A 21,209-nucleotide genomic window follows, 5' to 3' on the forward strand; every position below is an offset into this window, starting at 1 on the left:
GCGCGGCGCGCGTTACGACAACTGGCCGTCGTAGTCCGGCAGCTTGAAGGTCTTCTCGGCGTGGCCGCCGGAGAGGTCCGTGGCGTTGTTGCCGATGTTGGCGATGATCGTGTAGCCGTCGGTCTCGATGCCGACGCGCTGGGCGGTCTTGTAGGCGGCTACGTCCTTGAAGAGGTCGGTCAGGCGGCGGACGTGCAGGCCGGAGACCTTGTAGCCGTCGTGTTCGAGGTTGTACTGGGTGGGCCAGTACAGGACGCCGGGGCGGGCGGTGACAAAGAAGAGGGAGACGCCGTGCTCCTGGGCGTAGCGGGCGGCGTCCAGGACGGGCCGGTTGGCGGGCTGGGGGTAGCTGAAGCCGAAGTCGGTCTCCAGCGTGGTGTTGTCGATGTCGAAGACGATCGCCTGCTTCTCGCCGGGCCGGGCGGCGGCGATGCGCTGCTTCAGGTACGGCAGGGCCTGGTCCATGACCGCCTGGCAGTCCTTCTGCCAGGCGGCGTAGTCGACCTTCGCGGCCGCGGTGGTGACGGTGGCGGGGGCGGTGGTCGCGGAGCGGGCCGGGGCCGCCGTCGTGCCGTCCGCCGCCTGTACGGCCGGGGCGGTCTGTACGGCCAGGGCGGCCAGCGCGGCCACGGAGACGGCGGTCACGGAGCTGCGGCGCGCCCAGGGGCGTCTGGTCATCGCTGGGGTCCTCTCACGTCCGGACGCGCGTCCGTACGCGTCCTGAATGTCAGGGGCATGATCTGTGCCGGGGGTGGCGCGAGAGGAACCGTAGGGTTACCGGACGGTAGGCGGATAGAGGTCCGCGTCACAATTCCGGGTCCGCCGGGTCATCCGGCCGGTGATGTGCCGCACGAGAGGTAAGTCACCTACTAACCCACCCGGTGAACGTAAATATGGGGATAAAAGGGACTTTTATTGTCGAAGTCGCCGAGGGGGAGCGGGCAAAACCGCGAAGTCAGGGGCGGTGTCCGCCGAAGGGGACGGGTGTCGGGAATCGGCCGGTTTTGTGGTGCACCTACTACTCATCGCCGTAGATGGGCCCTTTGTCGGGCCTGGGGGTGCTCGGTTACCAAGTAATGGCCGCTTCGGTGGATGTCCTCGTGGACGTCCGCGCACCGGGTGGCCGACCAGTCCCCGAGTTCACGAGGTCACGATGTTCCGACGCTTCACGTCCCGCTCCGCCCGTACGTCCTCGCTCCGCACCCGCGTGGCCGTCCTGGTCGCCGGCTTCGGCGCCACGGCCGTGCTGGGCACCGGGGTCGCGAGCGCCGCCACCGCGTCCGCCACGTCCTGGGTCGACCCGGTGAAGCACTACACGCTCTCCGCCGGCTACATGCAGGCCGGCAGCCACTGGGCCGCCAAGCACAGTGGCCAGGACTACGCCGTCCCGACCGGCACCGAGGTCGTCGCCGCGCACGGCGGCACCGTCGTCAAGGCCGGCCCCAACGGCGCCGGTGACGGCCCGGCGTACGGCAACGCCATCGTCATCAAGCACGGCAACGGCACCTACTCGCAGTACGCGCACCTGTCCCGCGTCGACGTGCGGATCGGCCAGGTCGTGGCGACCGGCCAGCACATCGCGCTGTCCGGCTCCACCGGCAACTCCACCGGCCCCCACCTGCACTTCGAGATCCGTACCACCCCGAACTACGGCTCCGCCGTCAACCCGGTCGCGTTCCTGCGCGCCCACGGTGTGACGGTCTGACCTAGTCCTTGCGGCGGGCGTGTTCGTGCGCCTGCCGGATCATGTCCAAGGCGACTTCGAGAACGGCCTCGCGCTTCTTCCCGGAGTCGCCTTCGAGGTCCTGCATCACGAACATCCCGGCGTGCAGCGTGAACATCGCGCTGACCGAGCGGACTTGGTCCACCAGCTCCGCGTCGGGGGTGATGAGGATGTCCCGCAGCCCGCGCATGCGGTCCTTGAAGGTGTCGCCGATGCGCAGTTCGCGCACCGTCGCCTGGTTCTCCTGCATGAAGCGGAAGAGCGGTTCCGCGCCCGCGAGCGCCTCGCTGTAGCGGCGGATGATCTCCTCTTTGGTCTCCAGGGTGGCCGGCTGCCGTCTGCCCCACTCGATCAGATCTTCGATCGGTTTCGTCAGGTCCTCGAAGAGGCTGACGATGATCTCTTCCTTCGTCTTGAAGTGGTAGTACAGCGCCGCCTTGGTGACGTCGAGGCGCTCGGCGATCTCCCGCAGGGAGGTCTTCTCATAGCCCTGCTCCGCGAAGAGTCCGAGGGCAACGTCCTGGATGCGCTGGCGGGTGTTGCCGCGGCGCTGCTGCTTGGTGCCGTCCATGGTGCCGCCCATCCTCGTACTCCTCGTGCCCCCGCGGAAACTTACTTGACGCCCGGCTAGTAACCCCTCTACCTTCCCAGTGTAGTGAGAACTAGCCGGGCGGCAAGTAAGTTATGCCCCGGGGGAACGGGAAGACGATGGTGGACACGGTCGAAGGCGTCGGGGCGGGCAAGCGCCCCAGAAGTGTGCGAGTGGTGCTGCTGGCGCTCATGATCGCGATGATGCTCGCGATGCTCGACAACATGATCGTCGGCACGGCGATGCCCACGATCGTGGGCGAACTGGGCGGTCTGGAGCACCTCTCCTGGGTCGTCACCTCCTACACCCTGGCCACCGCGGCCTCGACCCCGGTCTGGGGCAAGATCGGCGACATGTACGGGCGCAAGGGCGCCTTCCTGGGCTCCATCGTGATCTTCCTCGTCGGCTCGGCACTGAGCGGCATGGCCCAGGACATGGGCCAGCTGATCGCGTTCCGGGCCGTGCAGGGGCTCGGCGCCGGCGGGCTCATGGTCGGCGTCATGGCGATCATCGGCGACCTGGTGCCGCCCCGGGAGCGGGGCAAGTACCAGGGCATGATGGCCGGTGTCATGGCGCTGGCCATGATCGGCGGTCCGCTGGTCGGCGGCACCATCACCGACAACTGGGGCTGGCGCTGGGCCTTCTACATCAACCTGCCGCTGGGCGCCGTCGCCCTCGCACTGGTCACCGTCGTCCTCCAGCTGCCGAAGAAGCGGTCCAAGGCGGGCATCGACTACCTGGGCGTCGCCCTGCTGACCGCCGGCATCACCGCGATCGTGCTGGTCACCACCTGGGGCGGCACCGAGTACGCCTGGACCTCCGCGCGGATCATGGAGCTGACCGGCATCGGCGTGGCCGCGCTGATCGGGTTCGTGTTCTGGCAGACCAAGGCCGCCGAGCCGGTCCTGCCGCTGCACATCTTCAAGAGCCGCAACTTCACCCTGATGGCCGTCATCGGCTTCATCACCGGGTTCGTGATGTTCGGCGCCACGCTCTTTTTGCCCCTGTACCAGCAGGCCGTGCAGGGCGCGTCCGCGACCAACTCGGGACTGCTGCTCCTGCCGATGCTCGGCGCGATGCTGCTGACCTCGATGGTCGCCGGACGGATCACCACCAACAGCGGCCGGTACAAGGTGTTCCCGGTCGTCGGCGGCGTCCTGATGATCGTCGGCCTGTACCTGCTGTCGACGATGGACACCGGCACGACCCGGTTCACCTCCGGCGTCTACATGGCCGTGGTCGGCGCGGGCATGGGCTGCCTGATGCAGATCACCATGCTGGTCGCGCAGAACAGCGTGCAGCTGAAGGACATGGGCGTGGCCTCGTCCTCGGCCACCCTGTTCCGTACGCTCGGCTCCTCCTTCGGCGTCGCCATCATGGGCGCGCTGTTCAACCACCGCGTCCAGGACGTCATGGCCGAGCGGGCCGGCACGGTCGGCACACAGATCACCGCCAAGTCGGCGCAACTGGACGCGGACAGCCTGGCCAAGCTGCCGGCGGCGGCCCGCGAGGCCTACCAGCACGCGGTGTCCTCGGGCACGCACTCCGCGTTCCTGCTCGGCGCCGTGATCGCCGTGCCGGTGCTGATCGCGGCCCTGTTCGTCAAGGAGGTGCCGCTCAAGGGCGGCCCGAAGGCCTCCGGCGAGGGCGCCGACGCGGTGCCGCAGCCGATGGCCGAGGCCGTCTGAGCCTCCCGGTACCGAAGGCCCCGGTGTGCGTGTCCGCCACCGGGGCCTTCGGCCGTTTCCCGGGGGTGGGGGGCGTCCTCCAGGTATCCGCGGGCGCGAAGTGGCCCGGGAAAAAGCGGAGTGACGCCCTGGCCCGCCGTGGGCGTCAGCGCAGGGTGTAGCCCCCGTCGGGGTACAGCGTCGAGCCGGTCGTGAAGCCGTTGGTGAAGAGGAACACCACGGCCTGCGCGATCTCGTCCTCCGTGCCGAGCCGGTGCAGCAGCGTGTCCCTGCGGTACTGCGCGAACGCGGCCTCCCGGTCCGGGGCGGGACGGCCCGCCCACAGGTTCCCGTCGACGGTGCCGGGCGAGACGACGTTGACCCGGACCGGCGCCAGCTCGACCGCCAGACCGCGCCCCAGCCCCTCGATCGCGGCGTTGCAGGCCGCGTACGCGGGCGCGGGCGCCGGCGGGCGGGCACCGGCCGCGCCGGACATCAGCACCACCGAGCCGTCGGCGGCCAGCTTCGGCGCGGCGTGCCGGACGGCGTGGTACTGCCCCCAGAACTTGGAGGCGAACGGGCTCTCGGCGTCCTCGTCGCTCAGGGCGAGCATCGGGCCCACCCGGTAGGAGGCGGCGGAGGTGAACAGGTGGTCCACCCGCTCCAGCGGCGCGAAGAACGCGGCCAGGGACGCCTTGTCGGTGATGTCCACGGTCCGCCAGGAGGCCGCCGGTCCCAGCCGCTGCGCGGCGGCGGCCAGCCGGGCCGGCGTCCGCCCTCCGAGCACCACCTCGGCACCCGCCGCGACGACCTGGTGCGCCACCCGCAGCCCGATGCCCGACCCGCCGCCGATCAGCACCACGGTGCGCCCTCGGAGGGCCGCGGCGCCCGGCACGGACCCGGGATCGGGGGACGCGGCGGAAGAGGGGTCGGGGGAAGGGGGGCGGCTGCTCATCGGCGCTCCGTGCGGCCCGGGGAGGACAGGGACGACCGTGATCAACTCGCCGTCTCCCGGCGGTATTCCGCACCCGGCGGCCGCCGGTGGCCGCCCCTACCTCTCCCCGGCCGCGGGCAGCACCGGATAGCTGCCGGTGTTGGTCGGGGCGTGCTCCGGCAGCCACAGGACGGCCACCGCGCCCTCCGCGGGCAGGCCGGCGGGGCGCACGTTGCGGAAGGTCAGCCGGGCGCCGAGGACGCGCGCCTGACCGGCCGCGATGGTCAGCCCCAGGCCGTGGCCCTGCCCGGCGCGGTCCTCGCTGCCGGTGCGGAACCGGCTCGGCCCCTCGGCCAGCAGCTCCTCGGGGAAGCCGGGACCGTGGTCGCGGACCCGGATGACCCGGCCCTCCACGGTGACCTCGATCGGCGGGCGGCCGTGCCGGGCGGCGTTGGCGAGCAGGTTGAAGAGCACCCGCTCCAGTCGCCGCGGATCGGTGGTGACCTCCGACTCGTGCACCACCTGTACGGCGACGCCCGGGTCCTTGGCCGCGACCCGGCGCGCCACGAACTCGCCCAGCATGATGTCCTGGAGCTCCGCCCGCTCCGAGGCGCTGTCCAGCCGGGCCACCTCCAGCACGTCCTCGACCAGCGTGCGCATCGCCTTCGCCCGGTCCAGGACCAGCTCCGTGGGCCGGCCGGGCGGCAGCAGCTCGGCCGCCGTCAGCAGTCCGGTCACCGGGGTGCGCAGCTCGTGCGCGATGTCGGCCGTGACCCGCCGCTCGGCCTCCAGCCGCTGCCGCAGCGCGTCCGCCATGGCGTCCACCGCGCGCGCGAGATCGTCGGTCTCGTCCCGTACGACCCCGCCGATGGCCTCCCGCACCCGTACGTCGGTCTCGCCCTTGGCGACCCGGTTCGCCGCCGCCGCGGCCTTCCGCAGCCGGCGGGAGAGCTGGCCGCCGATCAGCACGCCCAGCGCGCTGCCGCCGAGCACCACCGCGACCGAGCCGATGATCAGGGCCTGGTCGAGGTCCCTGAGCATGTCGGTGCTGCGGTCGGGCAGGTGCATGTGCACGGACAGCACATGCCCGCCCTTGACCGGCACGGCCGCCCAGATGTCCGGATCCTTGCCGTGCTGGGAGACGTCACTGGCCCGCCGGCTCCGCCCGACGCTCTCGCGCAGCGCCTCCGGCAGCTCGGGGTCGTCCACCTTGACGTAGGGGAAGACCGGTCCCCGGTTCAGCTCGTAGTTGCGCTGGGCCAGCATCAGGCGGTCGTTGGCCAGCTCGCGCGCGTTGTCCAGCATCGAGACACGGGCCGCGTTGTGCACGACCAGGCCGAGCACGACCGTCACCAGACCGGCCACCAGCGCGATCGCCGCGCTCAGCTTCCATCTGAGCCCCGTGCGCAGTCCCGCGCGCTCCATGCGCCGGACCGGGTGCCGCAGGATTGCCCGCATACCGCCCCGCTCAGGCCTTCAGCTTGTAGCCGAAGCCGCGGACCGTCTCGATCCGGTCCTGGCCGATCTTCTGCCGCAGCCGCTGGACATGCACGTCCACGACCCGGGTGTCCCCGCCCCAGCCGTAGTCCCACACGCGTTCCAGCAGCTTGTCGCGGGAGAGCACGGTGCCCGGCGCGGAGGAGAACTCCAGCAGCAGCCGCATCTCCGTCGGGGTGAGCGCCACCGGCCGCCCGGCCCGCCGTACTTCCATGCCGTCGGTGTCGATCACCAGGTCCCCGAAGGTCAGCGTGCCGGCGACCGCGGCCCCCGATTCCTGCGCCCGCTCCCCGCCGGCGTGCCCGAAGCGGCGCAGCACCGCGCGGATCCGGGCGACCAGCACGGCACCGTCGAACGGCTTGGTCACGTAGTCGTCGGCGCCCGCCTCCAGACCGAGGACGACGTCGATGGAGTCGGCGCGCGCCGACAGCATGATCACCGGCACGGTCGACTCGTCCCGGATCCGCCGGCACAGGCTGACCCCGTCCAGGCCGGGCACCATGACGTCCAGCAGGGCGATGTCGGGGCGGTTCGCCCGGAACGCCTCCAGGCCCGACAGGCCGTCGGGCATCGCGGTGACCGCGAAGCCGTCCCGCTCCAGGGCGAGCTGGGTGGCCTCGCGGATGACATCGTCGTCCTCGACGAACAGGACGTGGGTCTGGTCTGCCATCCCGGTGCTCTCAGTCCTCGTGGTGTGCGTGTGGGGGATCAGGTGGCCGGCACGGGCCGCGGGGACCCGTCGGCGGACTTGCCGTACTCGTTGCGGGTGGGTTTGCCCGGGACGAACCGGCCCGCCTTCCAGGTGTAGGGGGTCACGACATCCCCGGAGGGGCTGGAGATCGGGTCGTCCTGCTCGTAATACTGCCTGGTCACCGACAGGGTGCCGCGGTCGATCTCCGCATAGACCGGGGACTCCTCGCTCTTGAAGACGTTCTTGAACACGCCGTCGTCGTCCCGGTACACGTACGAGCCGATGCCGACCCAGTCCGCGCAGGTCATCACGTTGATGACGACGTCGTCCACCGGGGCGTCGGTGAGATCGCCGTACGAGACGTCCACCTGGTAGTCGTCGCCGTCACACGGCTTCAGCTCCCGTTTGACCGCCGGGGACACCTGGGGGTCGCGTTTGAGCAGCGCCACGGCGTCCACCCGCCGGAACTTGCCGAAGGCGCTCGCGGAGGGGGAGGCACCGGCCACCGCCCCGGCCGAGGCGTGCGCCGGGCCCTCGTCCCGGGCGCCGGTGCCCCCGCTGCCGCAGGCGGCGAGGAAAAGGGCGAGGGCGGCGAGCGCGGTCCCCACCGCGATCACCGCCTGTGAACTCCCTCGGACCCGTTCGGGTCCGGCCCCGGTCAGGCCGCGCAACGCTCCCGCTCCTCACGCTCCAGCGCGCGTGCGTCCAGATCGCGGGCCTCCAGCTCCTCCCGGAGCCGGGCGAGCGCCCGGTGCAGCGTGCTCTTGACCGTACCGGCCGACATGCCGAGGGCCGCGGCCGTCTCCTCTGTGGACATCTGCTCCCAGTGTCGCAGCACCACGACACTGCGCTGCTTCGGTGCGAGCACCTTCAAGACGTCCATCAGCAGGGCCCGGTCGGCGTGCTGCTCGGTGGAGTCGTCCACGGAGGCGTCCGGCAGCTGCTCGGTCGGCACCTCTTCCAGCTTGCGCGCCCGCCACCACTCGGTCCGCGTGTTGATCATGACCCGGCGCAGATAGGCGTCGGCGAGCCGCTTGTCGGCTATGCCCTCCCAGCGGCCGTACGTCCGCACCAGCGCGGTCTGCAGCAGGTCCTGGGCGTCGATCGGGTCCGGAACCAGCCGGCGGGCGCTGCGCAGCAGCGCGTCCTGCCGGGTGCGGACGTACTCCTCGAATTCGAGCACCTCGCCCTGCGCCATGATCAACCGCCTCCGTTCCCCGTCGCGCCTCCGGCTCGTGCCGGAAGTCCCGCTGTCCCCGCGCCCGGTGGTCCGCCGGGCACGGAGAAGAAGCTACGGAGCGGTTGTCACGGGGCTGTGCGGACCAGCCTGCGGCCGGCACTCGGCTATCCGTCGGTTGTGTAACGGAAGCCGTAACGGGGTAAGCCACACGGGAGTTGAGTCCCGTTATGGGCGGTTTTGCCGTATTCGGTCCTTCGTAACGGACGCGGCGGCGCTGTGACCCGGCTGTGCCTCAGCCCAGCGGCAGCCGGTACAGGCCGCCGGGCAGCGGCTCCACCAGACCGTCCGCGACCAGCCCGTCCAGCGCGCGGGCCCGCTGCACCGGCTCGTGCCACACCCGGTCCAGCACCGCCTGCGGCACCGGCGCGTGCGCCTCCCGCAGCACGGCCAGCAGCTTGCCGCGCACCTGCCGGTCGGTGCCGGCGTACGTCTGCCCGCGCCGCGGCGGTCCCGAGTGCTCCGGCTTGCCCGCCAGCCGCCAGGCGCACTGCCCGGCGATCGGGCACCGCCCGCACCCCTCGTTCTTCGCCGTGCACACCAGCGCGCCCAGCTCCATGGAGGCGGCGGCCCAGCGCGCGGCGGTCCGCTCGTCCTCGGGCAGCAGCTCCCGCGCCAGGCGCCGCTCGGCGGCCGTGGTCGCGTTCGGCGGGTACTGCACCCCGGTCACCGCCCGCGCGATCACCCGGCGCACATTGGTGTCCAGCACCGCGTGCCGCTGCCCGTACGCGAACGAGGCGACGGCCGCCGCCGTGTACTCGCCGATCCCGGGCAGCGCCAGCAGCTGCGCGTGGTCCGTCGGCACGTCCCCGCCGTGCCGCTCCGTTATGGCGACCGCGGCGCCGTGCAGCCGCAGGGCGCGGCGCGGGTAGCCGAGCCGGCCCCAGGCGCGCACCGCCTCGCCCGGCGCCTCCTTCGCCAGGTCGGCGGGGCGCGGCCAGCGGGCCAGCCATTCCTCGTAGACGGGCAGGACCCGGTTCACCGGGGTCTGCTGGAGCATGAACTCGCTGACCATCACGCCCCACGGGCCCGCCTCCGGGCGGCGCCAGGGGAGGTCACGGGCATGGGCGTCGAACCAGGCGATCACGGGGGCGTGGAGCTTCTCAGTCATGTCCCTTCGATCCTGCCACGGGCGGCCGGGCGTCGTGCGTGAGGGCGCGGTCACCGAGCGTGGCGGAATAGGAAGAACCGTGCCGACCAACGCAGTTACCGGAATGATGATCCGGAAAAGTTCTCTCCGCCACGGCGGGTGACGCGAGCAAGCGCGGTGATCTCTCGTACAGTTTGCGCGTGGGATCTCTGCGCAATCCGGTCGGGCCGCTTCCCTCCTCCATCTACTGGCGTCGGAGGGTCGTACTGCTGTCCGTGGTCGCCCTGTTGGCGCTCGTGATCACGCTGATCGTCACCACCGGTGGCGGGGGCGGCAAGAAGAACACCGCCGGGTCCGACGGCAAGAACCCCACGCACACCATCACGCCCGGACCGAGTCCGTCCGGCTCCGCGATCAGCCAACACCCGGGCGGACGCGACGAGTCGGGCGGCGGCGACACCGGTGGCGGCGCGGACTCCGGGGGTTCCGGCGACGGCGGTGCGACGGGGGCGGCCGGGGGTTCCGGCGGTTCGTCCGGCGCCGGTGGGTCCTCCGGCTCGGCCGGTTCCTCCGGGGCGGGTGCGGGTTCCGGTGCCGCCGTCGCCGCGGGCGACGCGCTCCCCGGATCCTCCACACTGCCCGACTGCACGTCCGGCACGGTGGAGTTGAGCCTGCGCAGCGTGCGCAACTCCTACTCGCCGGACCAGACGCCGACCTTCGAACTCACCGCGAAGAACGGCTCGTCGGCGGACTGCAAGGTCGATCTCGGCCCGCGCCGCGCGGTGTTGACGATCACCCCGGCGGACGGCGACGACGCGTTCTGGTCCTCCGACGACTGCCCCAAGGGCCCGGGCAGTCTGGCCTTCCGGGTGCCGGCGGGGCAGAGCATCACCTACACCGTGAAGTGGGACCGCGAGCCGAGCGCCGCCCACTGCGGAACGCCGTCCGGCGGCCCGGCCAAGCCGGGCACCTACCTGCTGGAGGCCAAGACCCCCGGCTACGGCAAGCTCCAGGCGTCGTTCGTCCTGTCGGCGGACTAGGTCACGGGCCCGCGCCCCGAGGGGGCGCGGTGCTGTGACGATATGCGGCTCCGCCGCGTGGGCGCGAGCAATCACGACGCACCCGCAGCCGCCGAGCGACCGGCAGACCCGAGCTCTCAGGCGCCCGGCCGAAACCTCAGACGTACCGCTCCAGGATCGACGACTCGGCCAGCCGCGACAGCCCCTCCCGGACGCTGCGGGCCCGCGCCTCGCCCACGCCGTCCACGGTCTGGAGGTCGTCCACGCTCGCGGCCAGCAGCTTCTGCAGGCCCCCGAAGTGCTCCACCAGCCGGTCGATGATGGCGCCCGGCAGCCGCGGCACCTTCGCCAGCAGCCGGAAGCCGCGCGGCGAGACCGCCGAGTCCAGCGACTCGGGCGACGCGGTGTAGCCCAGCGCACGCGCCACCGTGCCCAGTTCCAGCAGCTCCGCGTGGGTCAGCGCGTCCAGCTCCGCCAGCGCCTCCTCGACCGTGCGGGACCGCTTCGCCGTCGGCTCCGGTACGTAGTCGCGGACGACCAGCTCGCGGTCCGGCTCGACGCCGGCGATCAGCTCCTCCAGCTGGAGCGCGAGAAGCCGGCCGTCGGTGCCCAGCTCGACCACGTACTCGGCGATCTCGGTGGCGATCCGGCGGACCATCTCCAGCCGCTGCGCGACCGCCGAGACGTCCCGGACCGTCACCAGGTCCTCGATCTCCAGCGCCGACAGCGTGCCCGCGACCTCGTCCAGCCGCAGCTTGTACCGCTCCAGGGTCGCCAGCGCCTGGTTCGCACGGGAGAGGATCGCCGCCGAGTCCTCCAGGACGCGCCGCTGACCGTCCACGTACAGGGCGATCAGCCGCATCGACTGGGAGACCGAGACCACCGGGAAGCCGACCTGCTTGCTCACCCGGTCCGCCGTGCGGTGCCGCGTGCCCGTCTCCTCCGTGGGGATCGTCGGGTCCGGCACCAGCTGGACGCCCGCGCGCAGGATCTTCGACAGGTCCGACGACAGCACGATGCCGCCGTCCAGCTTGCAGAGCTCCCGCAGCCGGGTGGCCGTGAACTCGACGTCCAGCACGAACCCGCCCGTGCACATCGCCTCGACCGTCTTGTCCGAGCCGAGGACGATGAGCCCGCCGGTGTTGCCGCGCAGAACCCGTTCCAGGCCGTCCCGCAGGGGCGTGCCCGGCGCCACGGCGCTCAGCGAGGCGCGCATCAGACCATCGGAACCGGCACTCCCACCGGACTTGCCGGGAGCCGCTGCCCGGTCGTTGGCTGCCACTGCACTCCTCCGGTCGCAGGTTCTGACGCGCTCCCGCACCCGCACTCGGTTCGTACGGACGGGCGAGACCAGGGCAAAGTCTACCGGCGCCCCTCCGCCTCCCGTGGGGCCTCTCGGCGACGGGAGCGCGGCAGAACCCGCAGCGCGTCCCCCATGTCGGCGACCTCCAGCACCTTCATGCCGGACGGCACCTTCCCCGGATCGGACGGCACGAGGGCGTGTGTGAAGCCCAGCCGGTGCGCCTCGGCCAGCCTGCGCTGCACCCCCGTGACCCGTCTGACCTCGCCGGCCAGCCCCACCTCGCCGATCGCCACCAGGTTCTTCGGCAGCGGGGTGTCGCTGGCGGCGGAGGCCAGGGCGAGCGCGATGGCGAGGTCCGCGGCGGGCTCCGACAGCTTCACCCCGCCGACCGTCGCGGAGTAGATGTCCCGCTTGCCGAGCGCGCTGATCCGGCCGCGCTGCTCCAGCACGGCGAGCATCATCGACACCCGCGAGGTCTCCAGACCGGACGTCGTACGCCGGGGGGAGGGGATCTGCGAGTCCACGGTCAGCGCCTGCACCTCGGCCACCAGCGGGCGGCGGCCCTCCAGGGTGACGGTCAGGCAGGTGCCCGGCACCGGCTCGGCGCGGCGGGTCAGGAACAGGCCGCTGGGGTCGGCGAGGCCCGTGATGCCCTCGTCGTGCAGTTCGAAGCAGCCGACCTCGTCCGTCGCCCCGTACCGGTTCTTCACGCCCCGCACCAGGCGCAGGCGCGCGTGCCGGTCGCCCTCGAAGTGCAGGACGACGTCCACCAGGTGTTCCAGCAGACGGGGGCCGGCGATGGCGCCGTCCTTGGTGACGTGGCCCACCAGCAGCGTGGACATGCCGCGTTCCTTGGAGGCGCGGATCAGGGCGCCGGCCACCTCCCGGACCTGCGCCATGCCGCCGGGCGCGCCGTCGATCTCGGGCGAGGCGACCGTCTGCACCGAGTCGAGGATCAGCAGGGACGGCTTGACCTCGTCCAGATGGCCGAGGACGGCGGCCAGGTCGGTCTCCGCGGCCAGGTACAGATGGTCGTCCAGGGCGCCGATGCGGTCGGCGCGCAGCCGCACCTGGCTCGCCGACTCCTCGCCGGTGACATAGAGGGTGCGGTGCTCGGCGCTCGCCGACTTGGCGGCCACGTCCAGCAGCAGGGTGGACTTGCCGACGCCCGGCTCGCCCGCGAGCAGGACGACCGCGCCCGGCACGAGACCCCCGCCGAGCACCCGGTCCAGCTCGGGCACGCCGGTGGTACGGGCGGTGGCCTGCCGGCCGTCGACCTGGCCGATGGGCAGCGCCGAGGTGCTCACCCGGCCCGGCGCCGTCGTACGGACCGCGGGCGCGCCGTACTCCTCGACCGTGCCCCACGCCTGGCATTCGGGGCAGCGGCCGAGCCACTTGGCCGTCTGCCAGCCGCACTCCGTGCAGCGGTACGACGGGCGGTCCTTGGTGGTCTTGGTACGGGCAGCCATGCGGAAACCGTAGCCCGCGGCACTGACAACGCGGCGGGAGCGATCCCTTCCCGGCCGGCACATACCGGATCCGGCCGTGGAACAAAGCGTTCCTGTCCCCTTATGAGGGATCGTTTCACCCGTATGGATTAAAACTGCTCAAGGTTCCGGAACGAGCACTCCACCGACGCCTACGGTCGCACGGGTGATGAGCAGCAGCCCGGAGACCACCACCCGCACGACGGGGGCGCGCCAGGCGCACAGCGAGGCGTGTGACGTACGACGAGAGGCGCGTGAGGCTCGAAAAGCGCGCGAGGCCGCCGAGGCCCGTGAGGCCCGTGAAGCGCGCGACCGCGCCGCCGCGCGCGCCATCGCCCAGCGCACGCCGGCTCGCTACGAGCCGTATCTGGACAGCCTGTTCACCTACTGTCTGTCGGTGCTGTGCGACCACGACGTGGCCACCGCCGCCCTCGCCGACGCGCTGGCGGTGGCCGAGAGGCGCGGCCACCGCCTCCCCGACTCCGCCGACGATCTCAGAGCCTGGCTGTACGCCCTGTCCCGCTGGGCCTGCCTGCGCAAACTCGCCGAGCCGAAGCGGAAGCGCCAGCGCGCGCACGCGGCGGGACGTGCCGGAGCGGAGAGGGGCGCGGGCAGAGAGACCGGCGCGGGGGCGCAGCCAGGCGTAGGCGCCGCCGGGGCCGGGATCGGGGTTGGAGATGGGGTCGGGGCCGGCAGGGGCGGTGCCGGAAAAGGGGGCGGGAGAGGAAGCGGGAGAGGCGGTCCGGAGGGGGGTGTCCCGCCGGAGACCGAGGAGCGGCGGCGCCGGGAGCTCGCCCTGCTGGCCTGGCCGGAGGCGGCCGGCACCACCCCCGAGCAGCGCGAGGCCCTGGAACTCGCCGTCCGCCACCACCTCTCCGCCCAGGAGGTCGCCGCCGTCCTCGGCATGCAGCCCGCCGCCGCACGCGAACTGCTCGCCTCCGCCGCCTGCGAGGTCGAGCGCACGCGCGCGGCCCTCGCCGTCGTGGAGGCGGGCGGCTGTCCCGGCGTGGCCCACCTCACCGGCGACGGCCGGATGGGCCTGGGCACGGCCCTGCGCCACGAACTGGTCCGGCACGTGGACGACTGTCCGCGCTGCCGCCGTACCGCCGAGCGCGCCGCCCCCGGCCGTTGGCCCGGCGCCATGGTCACCCCCGCCGAACTGCCCGTCCTTCAGGCCCCGCGCGCGGCCCTCCACCTGGCCCTGGCGCACCAGCCGCGCGCGCGTGGCGCGGCCGTACCCCGGTTCGACCGGCGTGGCTTCCCGATGGGCCCCAAGGACCGGGCGGCCCGCCGCGACCGGTTGCGGGCGCGTGCCGTCACGACGACGGTCGTCGCCACGGTCGTCGCCGCGCCCGTTCTGGCGCTGTGGGCCGCGTACCGGGGCGGGCCGGCCGGGGAGGACGACGGCCCGTCCGCGACCGCGCGCGAGGCACAGGGCCCCGATACGCTCGGCGACGGCGCGGCCGGGGGCTACGAGAACGCGGGGAACGCCCGGGGGAAGGCGGGTCCGCGGATCCGCAGTGACGGCAAGGCGGATGTCGCGGTGGAGGTGGTGAGCGTCGGCGGACCGGGGCGCGGGGACGCGGCACGGCTGACGGTCGGCGCGGCGAACGACGGTGACACCACGCTGATCACCCTCACGGCGTCCCCGGGGGCGTCCGAGATCCGGTGGTCGGTCTCCACGTCGGCCGCGTGGCTGTACTTCAGCCAGTCCTCGGGGACCCTCGCCCCAGGCCGGTCGCTGACGGTCAAGGTGTACGTCGATCATCTCCGCGAACCGTCCGGCCCCTGGCACGCGCGCGTGGCGGTGGCCCCGGCGGGCGCGGTGGTCTCCATCGACGGGTACGGCACGGCACCGTCCCGCCCGGTCCCCCGCCCGCCGTCCACATCGCCTTCTCCGGCCCCCTCCACGCCCGCCACCACCCCGCCGGCCCCCTCCGCCCCGCCCCCGGCCCCGACACCGCCCCCGTCGAGCCCGCCCCCGACCACCCCGGAACCCCCACCACCACCCCCACCCGAGCCCCAGCCCCCGACCCCTTCGGGAAGCTAGCGGAGAGAAAACAGCAAGCCGGCCCCCACCAACCGGAAGGCAGGCGCGAGCGGGAAGGCTGCCCATCGGCCGAGCAGGGGGGATGGGCGCGGGGCCGGGGCGTCCATCGGCCGGGCGACGGTTGCGGGTCGGGGGGCGTCGTCACCGACCGGACGGCGGGGCCGGGTGGGAGGCACCCCACCGGCCGGGATCAGGGCCGGCTGGAGGGACGGCTCCGCTGACGCCGTAGCCGACGGGAACCGGGACCGGGGGCCGGGGCTAGCTCTGGGCACCTGGCCAGCCCACCGGATCCGCGGGATCGGCCCACCAAGCCCGCAAGGTCGGCCACCGGATCCGCAGGGTCGGCCACCTGTTCCGCTGGATCAGCCCACCGAACCCGGCAAGGTCAGCCCACCGGACCCGCAGGGTCGGTCGTCGGCTTCGCGGGGTCGGCCACCGGGTCCCCGGGAGCAACCACCGGTTCCGTAACGGCGGGTGCCGGGTCCGCGGGGTGGGGGGCTACCAGGGGGAGCTGGGATGCCAGGCGTTGTTCGCAGAGTTCGACCAGGCGGTCGTAGCCGGCCTTGCCCATGAGTTCCGTCAGTTCGGCGCGGTAGGAGACGTAGACCGGCTCGCCCGCCCCGTGGGCCGACGTCGCCGACGTGCACCACCAGTGCAGGTCGTGGCCGCCCGGGCCCCAGCCCCGGCGGTCGTACTCGCCGATGGACACCTGGAGCACGCGCGTGTCGTCCGGGCGGTCGATCCAGTCGTAGGTCCGCCGGATCGGCAGCTGCCAGCACACGTCCGGCTTGGTCTCCAGCGGCTCCCGGCCCTCCTTGAGGGCCAGGATGTGCAGCGAGCAGCCGGCGCCGCCCGCGAATCCGGGCCGGTTCTGGAAGATGCACGAGCCCTGGAACGGCCGTGTCTGCCGGGAACCCTCCTCGTCCTCGGAGATCCAGCCGCCGCGTGTGCCCTCGTCGTGGTGCTGCCAGATCTCCGGGGTGAGCCGCGCCACGTGCTCGGCGACCCGCTTCTCGTCGTCCTCGTCGGAGAAGTGCGCCCCCAACGAGCAGCACCCGTCGTCGGCGCGTCCCGCCTGGATGCCCTGGCAGCCGCTGCCGAAGATGCAGTTCCAGCGAGAGGTCAGCCAGGTCAGATCGCACCGGAAGACCTGCTCGTCGTCCGCCGGGTCCGGGAACTCCACCCAGGCGCGGGCGAAGTCGAGTCCCTTTTCGTCGCTCACCCTCGCCTCCTTGGGGGTTTTGACGGACTTGCGCACCTTGCCCGCCTTGTCGGCCTTGGCGATCTTGTCGACCTTGTCGACCTTGTCGGGCTTCGCCTTTTTCGTCTTTGGCACCCGTCCAGGGTAAGTGGCCGGGGACCACCGGGGACACCGAGGACGGAGGTTCTGGCAGTAGCGTTCCGTACATGAGACTCGGTGTCCTGGATGTGGGTTCGAACACGGTGCATTTGCTGGTGGTGGACGCCCACCCCGGCGCGCGCCCGCTGCCCGCGTACTCCCACAAGGTCGAACTCCGGCTCGCCCAACTCCTCGACGACAGCGGCGCCATCGGCGAAGACGGCATAGACAAGCTGATCGACGTCATACAGGACGCGTTGCGGGCCGCCGAGGACAAGGGCGTCGAGGACCTGCTGCCGTTCGCGACCTCCGCCGTCCGCGAGGCCGGCAACGCCGACGACGTCCTGGGGCGCGTGGCCGACAAGACCGGCGTACGGCTCCAGGTCCTCAGCGGCGCGGAGGAGGCCCGGCTCACCTTCCTCGCCGTACGCCGCTGGTTCGGCTGGTCCGCCGGAAAACTGCTGGTCCTGGACATCGGCGGCGGCTCCCTGGAGATCGCCTACGGCATGGACGAGGAGCCGGACGCGGCGGTCTCCCTGCCGCTCGGCGCCGGCCGCCTCACCGCCGGCTGGCTGCCCGGCGACCCGCCCGACCCGGAGGACGTCCGCGCCCTGCGCCGCCACGTCCGCACCGAGATCGCCCGCACGGTCGGCGAGTTCACCCGCTTCGGCGCCCCCGACCACGTGGTGGCCACCTCCAAGACCTTCAAGCAGCTCGCCCGTATCGCCGGCGCCGCCCGCAGCGCCGACGGCCTCTACGTCCAGCGGGAACTCAAACGCCAGTCCCTGGAGGCCTGGGTCCCCAAACTCGCCGGCATGACCGCCGGCCAGCGCGCCGGACTCCCCGGGGTGTCGGAGGGCAGGGCCGGCCAGCTGCTCGCGGGCGCCCTGGTGGCCGAGGGCGCGATGGACCTCTTCGACGTGGAGAAGCTGGAGATCTGCCCCTGGGCACTGAGGGAGGGCGTGATCCTGCGGCGCCTCGACCACATGGTCACGGCATAGCCTCCAGGCCCGCAGGGCGACCGCGCTCCCCCCGCCCGAATGGCAAACCTCACAACGGCGAATGGGCACCCGGCACCCGCCCCGCTCCACGCCGTAAGGTGACGAGCGTGGCTGAACCAACGGACGTGCGCATCGCGCTCTCGACCGCCTCCGTCTATCCGGAGTCCACGGCGACGGCCTTCGAGATCGCCGCGCGCCTCGGTTACGACGGTGTCGAGGTCATGGTGTGGACCGACCCGGTGAGCCAGGACATCGAGGCGCTGCGCCGCCTGTCGGACTACCACGGCGTCCCGATCCTGGCCGTCCACGCCCCCTGCCTGCTGATCACCCAGCGGGTGTGGACCACCGACCCCTGGACGAAGCTCGTCCGGGCCCGGGCGGCGGCGGAGAAGCTCGGTGCCTCCACCGTCGTCGTCCACCCGCCGTTCCGCTGGCAGCGGCAGTACGCCCGGGGCTTCGTCGAGGGCATCCGGCGGATGGCGGACGAGACCGACGTGCGGTTCGCCGTCGAGAACATGTACCCCTGGCGCTACCGCGACCGCGAGATGCTCGCCTACGCCCCCGACTGGGACGTCACCAACGACGACTACCGGCACTTCACGATCGACCTCAGCCACACGGCGACGGCCCGCACCGACGCCCTGGACATGGCCGACCGCATGGGCGACCGGCTCGGGCACGTCCACCTCGCCGACGGCCGGGGCTCGGCCAAGGACGAGCACCTGGTGCCCGGCCGCGGCACCCAGCCCTGCGCCGAGCTGCTGGAACGCCTGGTGCGCACCGGCTTCGACGGCCATGTGGTGATCGAGGTCAACACCCGGCGCGCGATGTCCGGCGCCGAGCGCGAGGCCGATCTCGCCGAGGCCCTGGCCTTCACCCGCGCCCACCTGGGCGCGACGACCGTGCGGGTGCCCCGGCGATGACTTCGCCCCGCCCCCCGGCGACGCCCCCGCCCGGTACCCCGGCGGTGACCCCGCCGCGTCCGCCGGCGACGGACGGCGCCGCCCCCGGTTCCCCCGCCCGGCGCCGGGGCCGCCCCCCGCGCACCGAGTCCGCCGGCACCCGGGACCGTATCCTCGCCGCCGCCCGCGAGGAGTTCTCCGCGCGCGGGTACGAGAAGACGTCCGTACGCGGCATCGCCAAGGCCGCCGGGGTGGACTCCGCGCTGGTGCACCACTACTTCGGCACCAAGGAGCAGGTCTTCGAGGCGGCGATCGAGGTCGCCTTCGCGCCCGCGCTGGACGCGCCGGACGCGGTCGCCGAGGGCCCGGCGGACGGGGTCGGCGAGCGGCTGACCCGGTTCGTGTTCGGCATCTGGGAGGACCCCGCCACCCGGGCCCCGCTGCTGGCGATCGTGCGCTCGGCCGTCGACAACGACACGGCCGCCGCCGTCTTCCGCCGCCTGGTCGCCGCCCAGCTGATGCGCCGTATCGCCGCCCGGCTGGAGCTGCCGGACGCGGAGCTGCGCGCCGAACTGGCCGCCGCCCAGCTGGTGGGCTGTGCCATGCTGCGGTACGTGATCAGGCTGGAGCCGCTGGCGTCGGCGGACCTGGAGCAGGTCATCGCCCGCGTCGCCCCCGTCGTACAGGCACATCTGACCGCCCCGTGAGGCGTGATCAGGCGGCGCGGTGAAACAGGCGTCCCGCGATGCGGACACCTTGTCCCGCCAGCTGGATGACCGGCGTACGCTCGACAGCAGGCACACCCGTCTGAAGGAGCGAGCGACGATGCCCGAGCTGAGGTCCCGCACAGTCACCCACGGTCGCAACATGGCGGGCGCCCGCGCCCTTATGCGTGCCTCCGGTGTACCCGGTGCGGACATCGGCCGGAAGCCGATCATCGCCGTCGCGAACTCCTTCACCGAGTTCGTGCCCGGCCACACCCACCTCCAGCCGGTCGGCCGGATCGTCAGCGAGGCGATCAAGGAGGCCGGCGGCATCCCGCGCGAGTTCAACACGATCGCGGTCGACGACGGCATCGCCATGGGGCACGGCGGCATGCTGTACTCCCTGCCCTCCCGCGACCTGATCGCGGACTCGGTCGAGTACATGGTCGAGGCGCACTGCGCCGACGCCCTGGTCTGCATCTCCAACTGCGACAAGATCACGCCGGGCATGCTGATGGCGGCCCTGCGCCTGAACATCCCGACCGTGTTCGTCTCCGGCGGCCCCATGGAGTCCGGCCGCGCCACCCTGGTCGACGGCACGGTCCGCACGCTCGACCTGGTCGACGCGATCTCCGACGCCGTCAACGACAAGATCTCCGACGAGGACATCCTCCGCATCGAGGAGAACGCCTGCCCGACCTGCGGCAGCTGTTCCGGCATGTTCACCGCCAACTCGATGAACTGCCTGACCGAGGCCATCGGCCTGTCCCTGCCCGGCAACGGCTCGGTCCTCGCCACCCACACCGCCCGCCGCGCCCTGTACGAGAACGCGGCCCGCACGGTCATGGACCTCACCCGCCGCTACTACGAGCAGGACGACGACACCGTCCTGCCCCGCAACATCGCCACCTTCCAGGCCTTCGAGAACGCCATGGCCCTGGACATCGCGATGGGCGGCTCCACCAACACGATCCTGCACCTGCTGGCCGCCGCCCAGGAGGCGGACGTCCCGTTCGGCCTGAACGAGATCGACGCCGTCTCCCGCCGCGTCCCCTGCCTGGCGAAGGTCGCCCCGAACGTCGCCAAGGACCGCACGTACTACATGGAGGACGTGCACCGCGCCGGCGGCATCCCGGCCCTCATGGGCGAGCTGCACCGGGCCGGCCTGCTCAACGAGGACGTGCACGCCGTGCACAGCCCGTCCCTGGCCGACTGGCTGAAGACCTGGGACGTCCGCGGCGGCTCGCCCTCGCCCGAGGCGGTCGAGCTGTGGCACGCGGCGCCCGGCTGCGTCCGCTCCGCCGAGGCCTTCTCCCAGTCCGAGCGTTGGGAGACCCTGGACGAGGACGCCGAGAACGGCTGCATCCGCTCCGTCGAGCACGCGTACTCCAAGGACGGCGGCCTGGCCGTGCTGCGGGGCAACCTCGCGGTCGACGGCTGCGTGGTGAAGACGGCCGGCGTGGACGAGTCGATCTGGACCTTCGAGGGCCCGGCGGTCGTCTGCGAGTCCCAGGAGGAGGCCGTCCAGCGGATCCTCACCCAGGAGGTCAAGGACGGCGACGTCGTCGTCATCCGCTACGAGGGCCCCAAGGGCGGCCCCGGCATGCAGGAGATGCTGTACCCGACCTCGTACCTGAAGGGCCGCGGCCTCGGCAAGACCTGCGCCCTGGTCACCGATGGCCGCTTCTCCGGCGGCACCTCGGGCCTGTCCATCGGCCACGCCTCCCCCGAGGCGGCCTCCGGCGGCACCATCGCCCTGGTCCGGGACGGCGACCGCATCCGCATCGACATCCCGAACCGCACGATCGAGCTGCTGGTCGACGACGCCGAGCTGGCCCGCCGCGAGCAGGCCCTGAACGGCGTCTACGCCCCGAAGAACCGCGAGCGCAAGGTCTCCGCCGCCCTGCGCGCCTACGCCGCGATGGCCACGAGCGCCGACAAGGGCGCGGTGCGCGACGTGTCCCGCCTCGGCTGAC

General features: G+C 72.5%; 19 protein-coding genes. 8 read left to right on the plus strand and 11 right to left on the minus strand.

Annotation, left to right across the window (positions count from 1 at the left end):
* Positions 1-12: 12 nt before the first annotated feature.
* Entirely contained in the window at positions 13-678 is a 666-nt protein-coding gene (locus ABD350_RS33615) for an HAD family acid phosphatase (RefSeq protein ID WP_344352808.1), read from the minus strand.
* 475 nt (positions 679-1,153) lie between these two features.
* On the opposite strand from ABD350_RS33615, the gene ABD350_RS33620 reads away from it, so the two are divergent.
* Positions 1,154-1,705 carry a M23 family metallopeptidase gene (locus ABD350_RS33620; RefSeq protein ID WP_344352809.1) on the plus strand — a complete coding sequence of 184 codons (552 nt, stop codon included), beginning with the start codon at positions 1,154-1,156 and terminating at the stop codon, positions 1,703-1,705.
* Position 1,706: 1 nt separating this feature from the next.
* On the opposite strand, the gene ABD350_RS33625 is transcribed toward ABD350_RS33620, so the two are convergent.
* A complete protein-coding gene (locus ABD350_RS33625) occupies positions 1,707-2,306 on the minus strand; it encodes a TetR/AcrR family transcriptional regulator (protein ID WP_344352811.1) in 600 nt (199 codons plus the stop codon).
* Positions 2,307-2,431: 125 nt separating this feature from the next.
* On the opposite strand from ABD350_RS33625, the gene ABD350_RS33630 reads away from it, so the two are divergent.
* On the plus strand, positions 2,432-4,000 hold the full coding sequence (locus ABD350_RS33630; RefSeq protein WP_344352812.1) for an MDR family MFS transporter: 1,569 nt from the start codon (positions 2,432-2,434) through the stop codon (positions 3,998-4,000).
* 145 nt (positions 4,001-4,145) lie between these two features.
* Here ABD350_RS33630 and ABD350_RS33635 read toward each other — a convergent pair whose 3' ends face one another.
* From ABD350_RS33635 to ABD350_RS33660, 6 genes are all read right to left on the minus strand, one after another.
* Positions 4,146-4,934, minus strand: coding sequence for an SDR family oxidoreductase (locus ABD350_RS33635; protein ID WP_344352813.1), 789 nt, complete (start codon positions 4,932-4,934; stop codon positions 4,146-4,148).
* Positions 4,935-5,030: 96 nt separating this feature from the next.
* Positions 5,031-6,371 (minus strand): two-component system sensor histidine kinase CseC, encoded by a 1,341-nt coding sequence (gene cseC / locus ABD350_RS33640; protein WP_344352814.1) that lies wholly within the window; start codon positions 6,369-6,371, stop codon positions 5,031-5,033.
* Between the two features lie 10 nt (positions 6,372-6,381).
* The gene (gene cseB / locus ABD350_RS33645; protein ID WP_344352816.1) at positions 6,382-7,080 is read right to left on the minus strand and encodes a two-component system response regulator CseB; all 699 of its coding nucleotides are present in this window, start codon (positions 7,078-7,080) and stop codon (positions 6,382-6,384) included.
* Between the two features lie 38 nt (positions 7,081-7,118).
* The gene (locus ABD350_RS33650; RefSeq protein ID WP_344352817.1) at positions 7,119-7,718 is read right to left on the minus strand and encodes a hypothetical protein; all 600 of its coding nucleotides are present in this window, start codon (positions 7,716-7,718) and stop codon (positions 7,119-7,121) included.
* 41 nt (positions 7,719-7,759) lie between these two features.
* The gene (locus tag ABD350_RS33655) at positions 7,760-8,299 is read right to left on the minus strand and encodes a SigE family RNA polymerase sigma factor (protein ID WP_344352819.1); all 540 of its coding nucleotides are present in this window, start codon (positions 8,297-8,299) and stop codon (positions 7,760-7,762) included.
* Positions 8,300-8,573: 274 nt separating this feature from the next.
* Complete coding sequence (locus ABD350_RS33660; RefSeq protein WP_189755589.1) at positions 8,574-9,449, minus strand: A/G-specific adenine glycosylase; 876 nt, start codon at positions 9,447-9,449, stop codon at positions 8,574-8,576.
* A 179-nt stretch (positions 9,450-9,628) separates the two neighbouring features.
* Between ABD350_RS33660 and ABD350_RS33665 the strand changes: the two genes are divergently transcribed.
* Entirely contained in the window at positions 9,629-10,468 is an 840-nt protein-coding gene (locus ABD350_RS33665; RefSeq protein WP_344352821.1) for a hypothetical protein, read from the plus strand.
* A 136-nt stretch (positions 10,469-10,604) separates the two neighbouring features.
* On the opposite strand, the gene disA is transcribed toward ABD350_RS33665, so the two are convergent.
* Positions 10,605-11,729: a DNA integrity scanning diadenylate cyclase DisA gene (gene disA / locus ABD350_RS33670; RefSeq protein WP_030781598.1), complete on the minus strand. Its 1,125-nt coding sequence runs from the start codon at positions 11,727-11,729 to the stop codon at positions 10,605-10,607.
* 80 nt (positions 11,730-11,809) lie between these two features.
* Positions 11,810-13,219, minus strand: coding sequence for a DNA repair protein RadA (gene radA, locus ABD350_RS33675; protein ID WP_344352824.1), 1,410 nt, complete (start codon positions 13,217-13,219; stop codon positions 11,810-11,812).
* A gap of 184 nt (positions 13,220-13,403) precedes the next feature.
* Here radA and ABD350_RS33680 point away from each other — a divergent pair, with 184 nt between their 5' ends.
* Positions 13,404-15,287 (plus strand): BACON domain-containing protein, encoded by a 1,884-nt coding sequence (locus tag ABD350_RS33680; protein ID WP_344352826.1) that lies wholly within the window; start codon positions 13,404-13,406, stop codon positions 15,285-15,287.
* Positions 15,288-15,672: 385 nt separating this feature from the next.
* Here ABD350_RS33680 and ABD350_RS33685 read toward each other — a convergent pair whose 3' ends face one another.
* Complete coding sequence (locus tag ABD350_RS33685) at positions 15,673-16,623, minus strand: DUF3109 family protein (RefSeq protein WP_382466955.1); 951 nt, start codon at positions 16,621-16,623, stop codon at positions 15,673-15,675.
* 71 nt (positions 16,624-16,694) lie between these two features.
* On the opposite strand from ABD350_RS33685, the gene ABD350_RS33690 reads away from it, so the two are divergent.
* From ABD350_RS33690 to ilvD, 4 genes are all read left to right on the plus strand, one after another.
* Entirely contained in the window at positions 16,695-17,627 is a 933-nt protein-coding gene (locus tag ABD350_RS33690; protein WP_344352828.1) for a Ppx/GppA family phosphatase, read from the plus strand.
* A 107-nt stretch (positions 17,628-17,734) separates the two neighbouring features.
* Complete coding sequence (locus ABD350_RS33695) at positions 17,735-18,550, plus strand: sugar phosphate isomerase/epimerase family protein (protein ID WP_344352830.1); 816 nt, start codon at positions 17,735-17,737, stop codon at positions 18,548-18,550.
* Positions 18,547-19,236: a TetR/AcrR family transcriptional regulator gene (locus ABD350_RS33700; RefSeq protein ID WP_344352831.1), complete on the plus strand. Its 690-nt coding sequence runs from the start codon at positions 18,547-18,549 to the stop codon at positions 19,234-19,236. Before ABD350_RS33695 ends, ABD350_RS33700 begins: the two co-directional genes overlap by 4 nt.
* A 118-nt stretch (positions 19,237-19,354) precedes the next feature.
* Positions 19,355-21,208 (plus strand): dihydroxy-acid dehydratase, encoded by a 1,854-nt coding sequence (ilvD, locus tag ABD350_RS33705; RefSeq protein ID WP_344352832.1) that lies wholly within the window; start codon positions 19,355-19,357, stop codon positions 21,206-21,208.
* Position 21,209 lies beyond the last annotated feature (1 nt).

The organism is Streptomyces nogalater (assembly GCF_039532885.1).
In the GTDB taxonomy this organism is placed as follows: Bacteria; Actinomycetota; Actinomycetes; order Streptomycetales; family Streptomycetaceae; genus Streptomyces; species Streptomyces nogalater.

Bases quoted from the DNA above. Each gene is read 5' to 3' on its own strand.
- ABD350_RS33625 (WP_344352811.1), bottom strand. From the start codon at position 2,306: ATGGGCGGCACCATGGACGGCACCAAGCAGCAGCGCCGCGGCAACACC.
- ABD350_RS33700 (WP_344352831.1), top strand. From the start codon at position 18,547: ATGACTTCGCCCCGCCCCCCGGCGACGCCCCCGCCCGGTACCCCGGCG.
- ABD350_RS33690 (WP_344352828.1), top strand. From the start codon at position 16,695: ATGAGACTCGGTGTCCTGGATGTGGGTTCGAACACGGTGCATTTGCTG.
- cseB (WP_344352816.1), bottom strand. From the start codon at position 7,080: ATGGCAGACCAGACCCACGTCCTGTTCGTCGAGGACGACGATGTCATC.
- ABD350_RS33660 (WP_189755589.1), bottom strand. From the start codon at position 9,449: ATGACTGAGAAGCTCCACGCCCCCGTGATCGCCTGGTTCGACGCCCAT.
- ABD350_RS33635 (WP_344352813.1), bottom strand. From the start codon at position 4,934: ATGAGCAGCCGCCCCCCTTCCCCCGACCCCTCTTCCGCCGCGTCCCCC.
- ABD350_RS33615 (WP_344352808.1), bottom strand. From the start codon at position 678: ATGACCAGACGCCCCTGGGCGCGCCGCAGCTCCGTGACCGCCGTCTCC.
- ABD350_RS33655 (WP_344352819.1), bottom strand. From the start codon at position 8,299: ATGGCGCAGGGCGAGGTGCTCGAATTCGAGGAGTACGTCCGCACCCGG.
- radA (WP_344352824.1), bottom strand. From the start codon at position 13,219: ATGGCTGCCCGTACCAAGACCACCAAGGACCGCCCGTCGTACCGCTGC.
- ABD350_RS33620 (WP_344352809.1), top strand. From the start codon at position 1,154: ATGTTCCGACGCTTCACGTCCCGCTCCGCCCGTACGTCCTCGCTCCGC.
- cseC (WP_344352814.1), bottom strand. From the start codon at position 6,371: ATGCGGGCAATCCTGCGGCACCCGGTCCGGCGCATGGAGCGCGCGGGA.
- ilvD (WP_344352832.1), top strand. From the start codon at position 19,355: ATGCCCGAGCTGAGGTCCCGCACAGTCACCCACGGTCGCAACATGGCG.
- ABD350_RS33630 (WP_344352812.1), top strand. From the start codon at position 2,432: ATGGTGGACACGGTCGAAGGCGTCGGGGCGGGCAAGCGCCCCAGAAGT.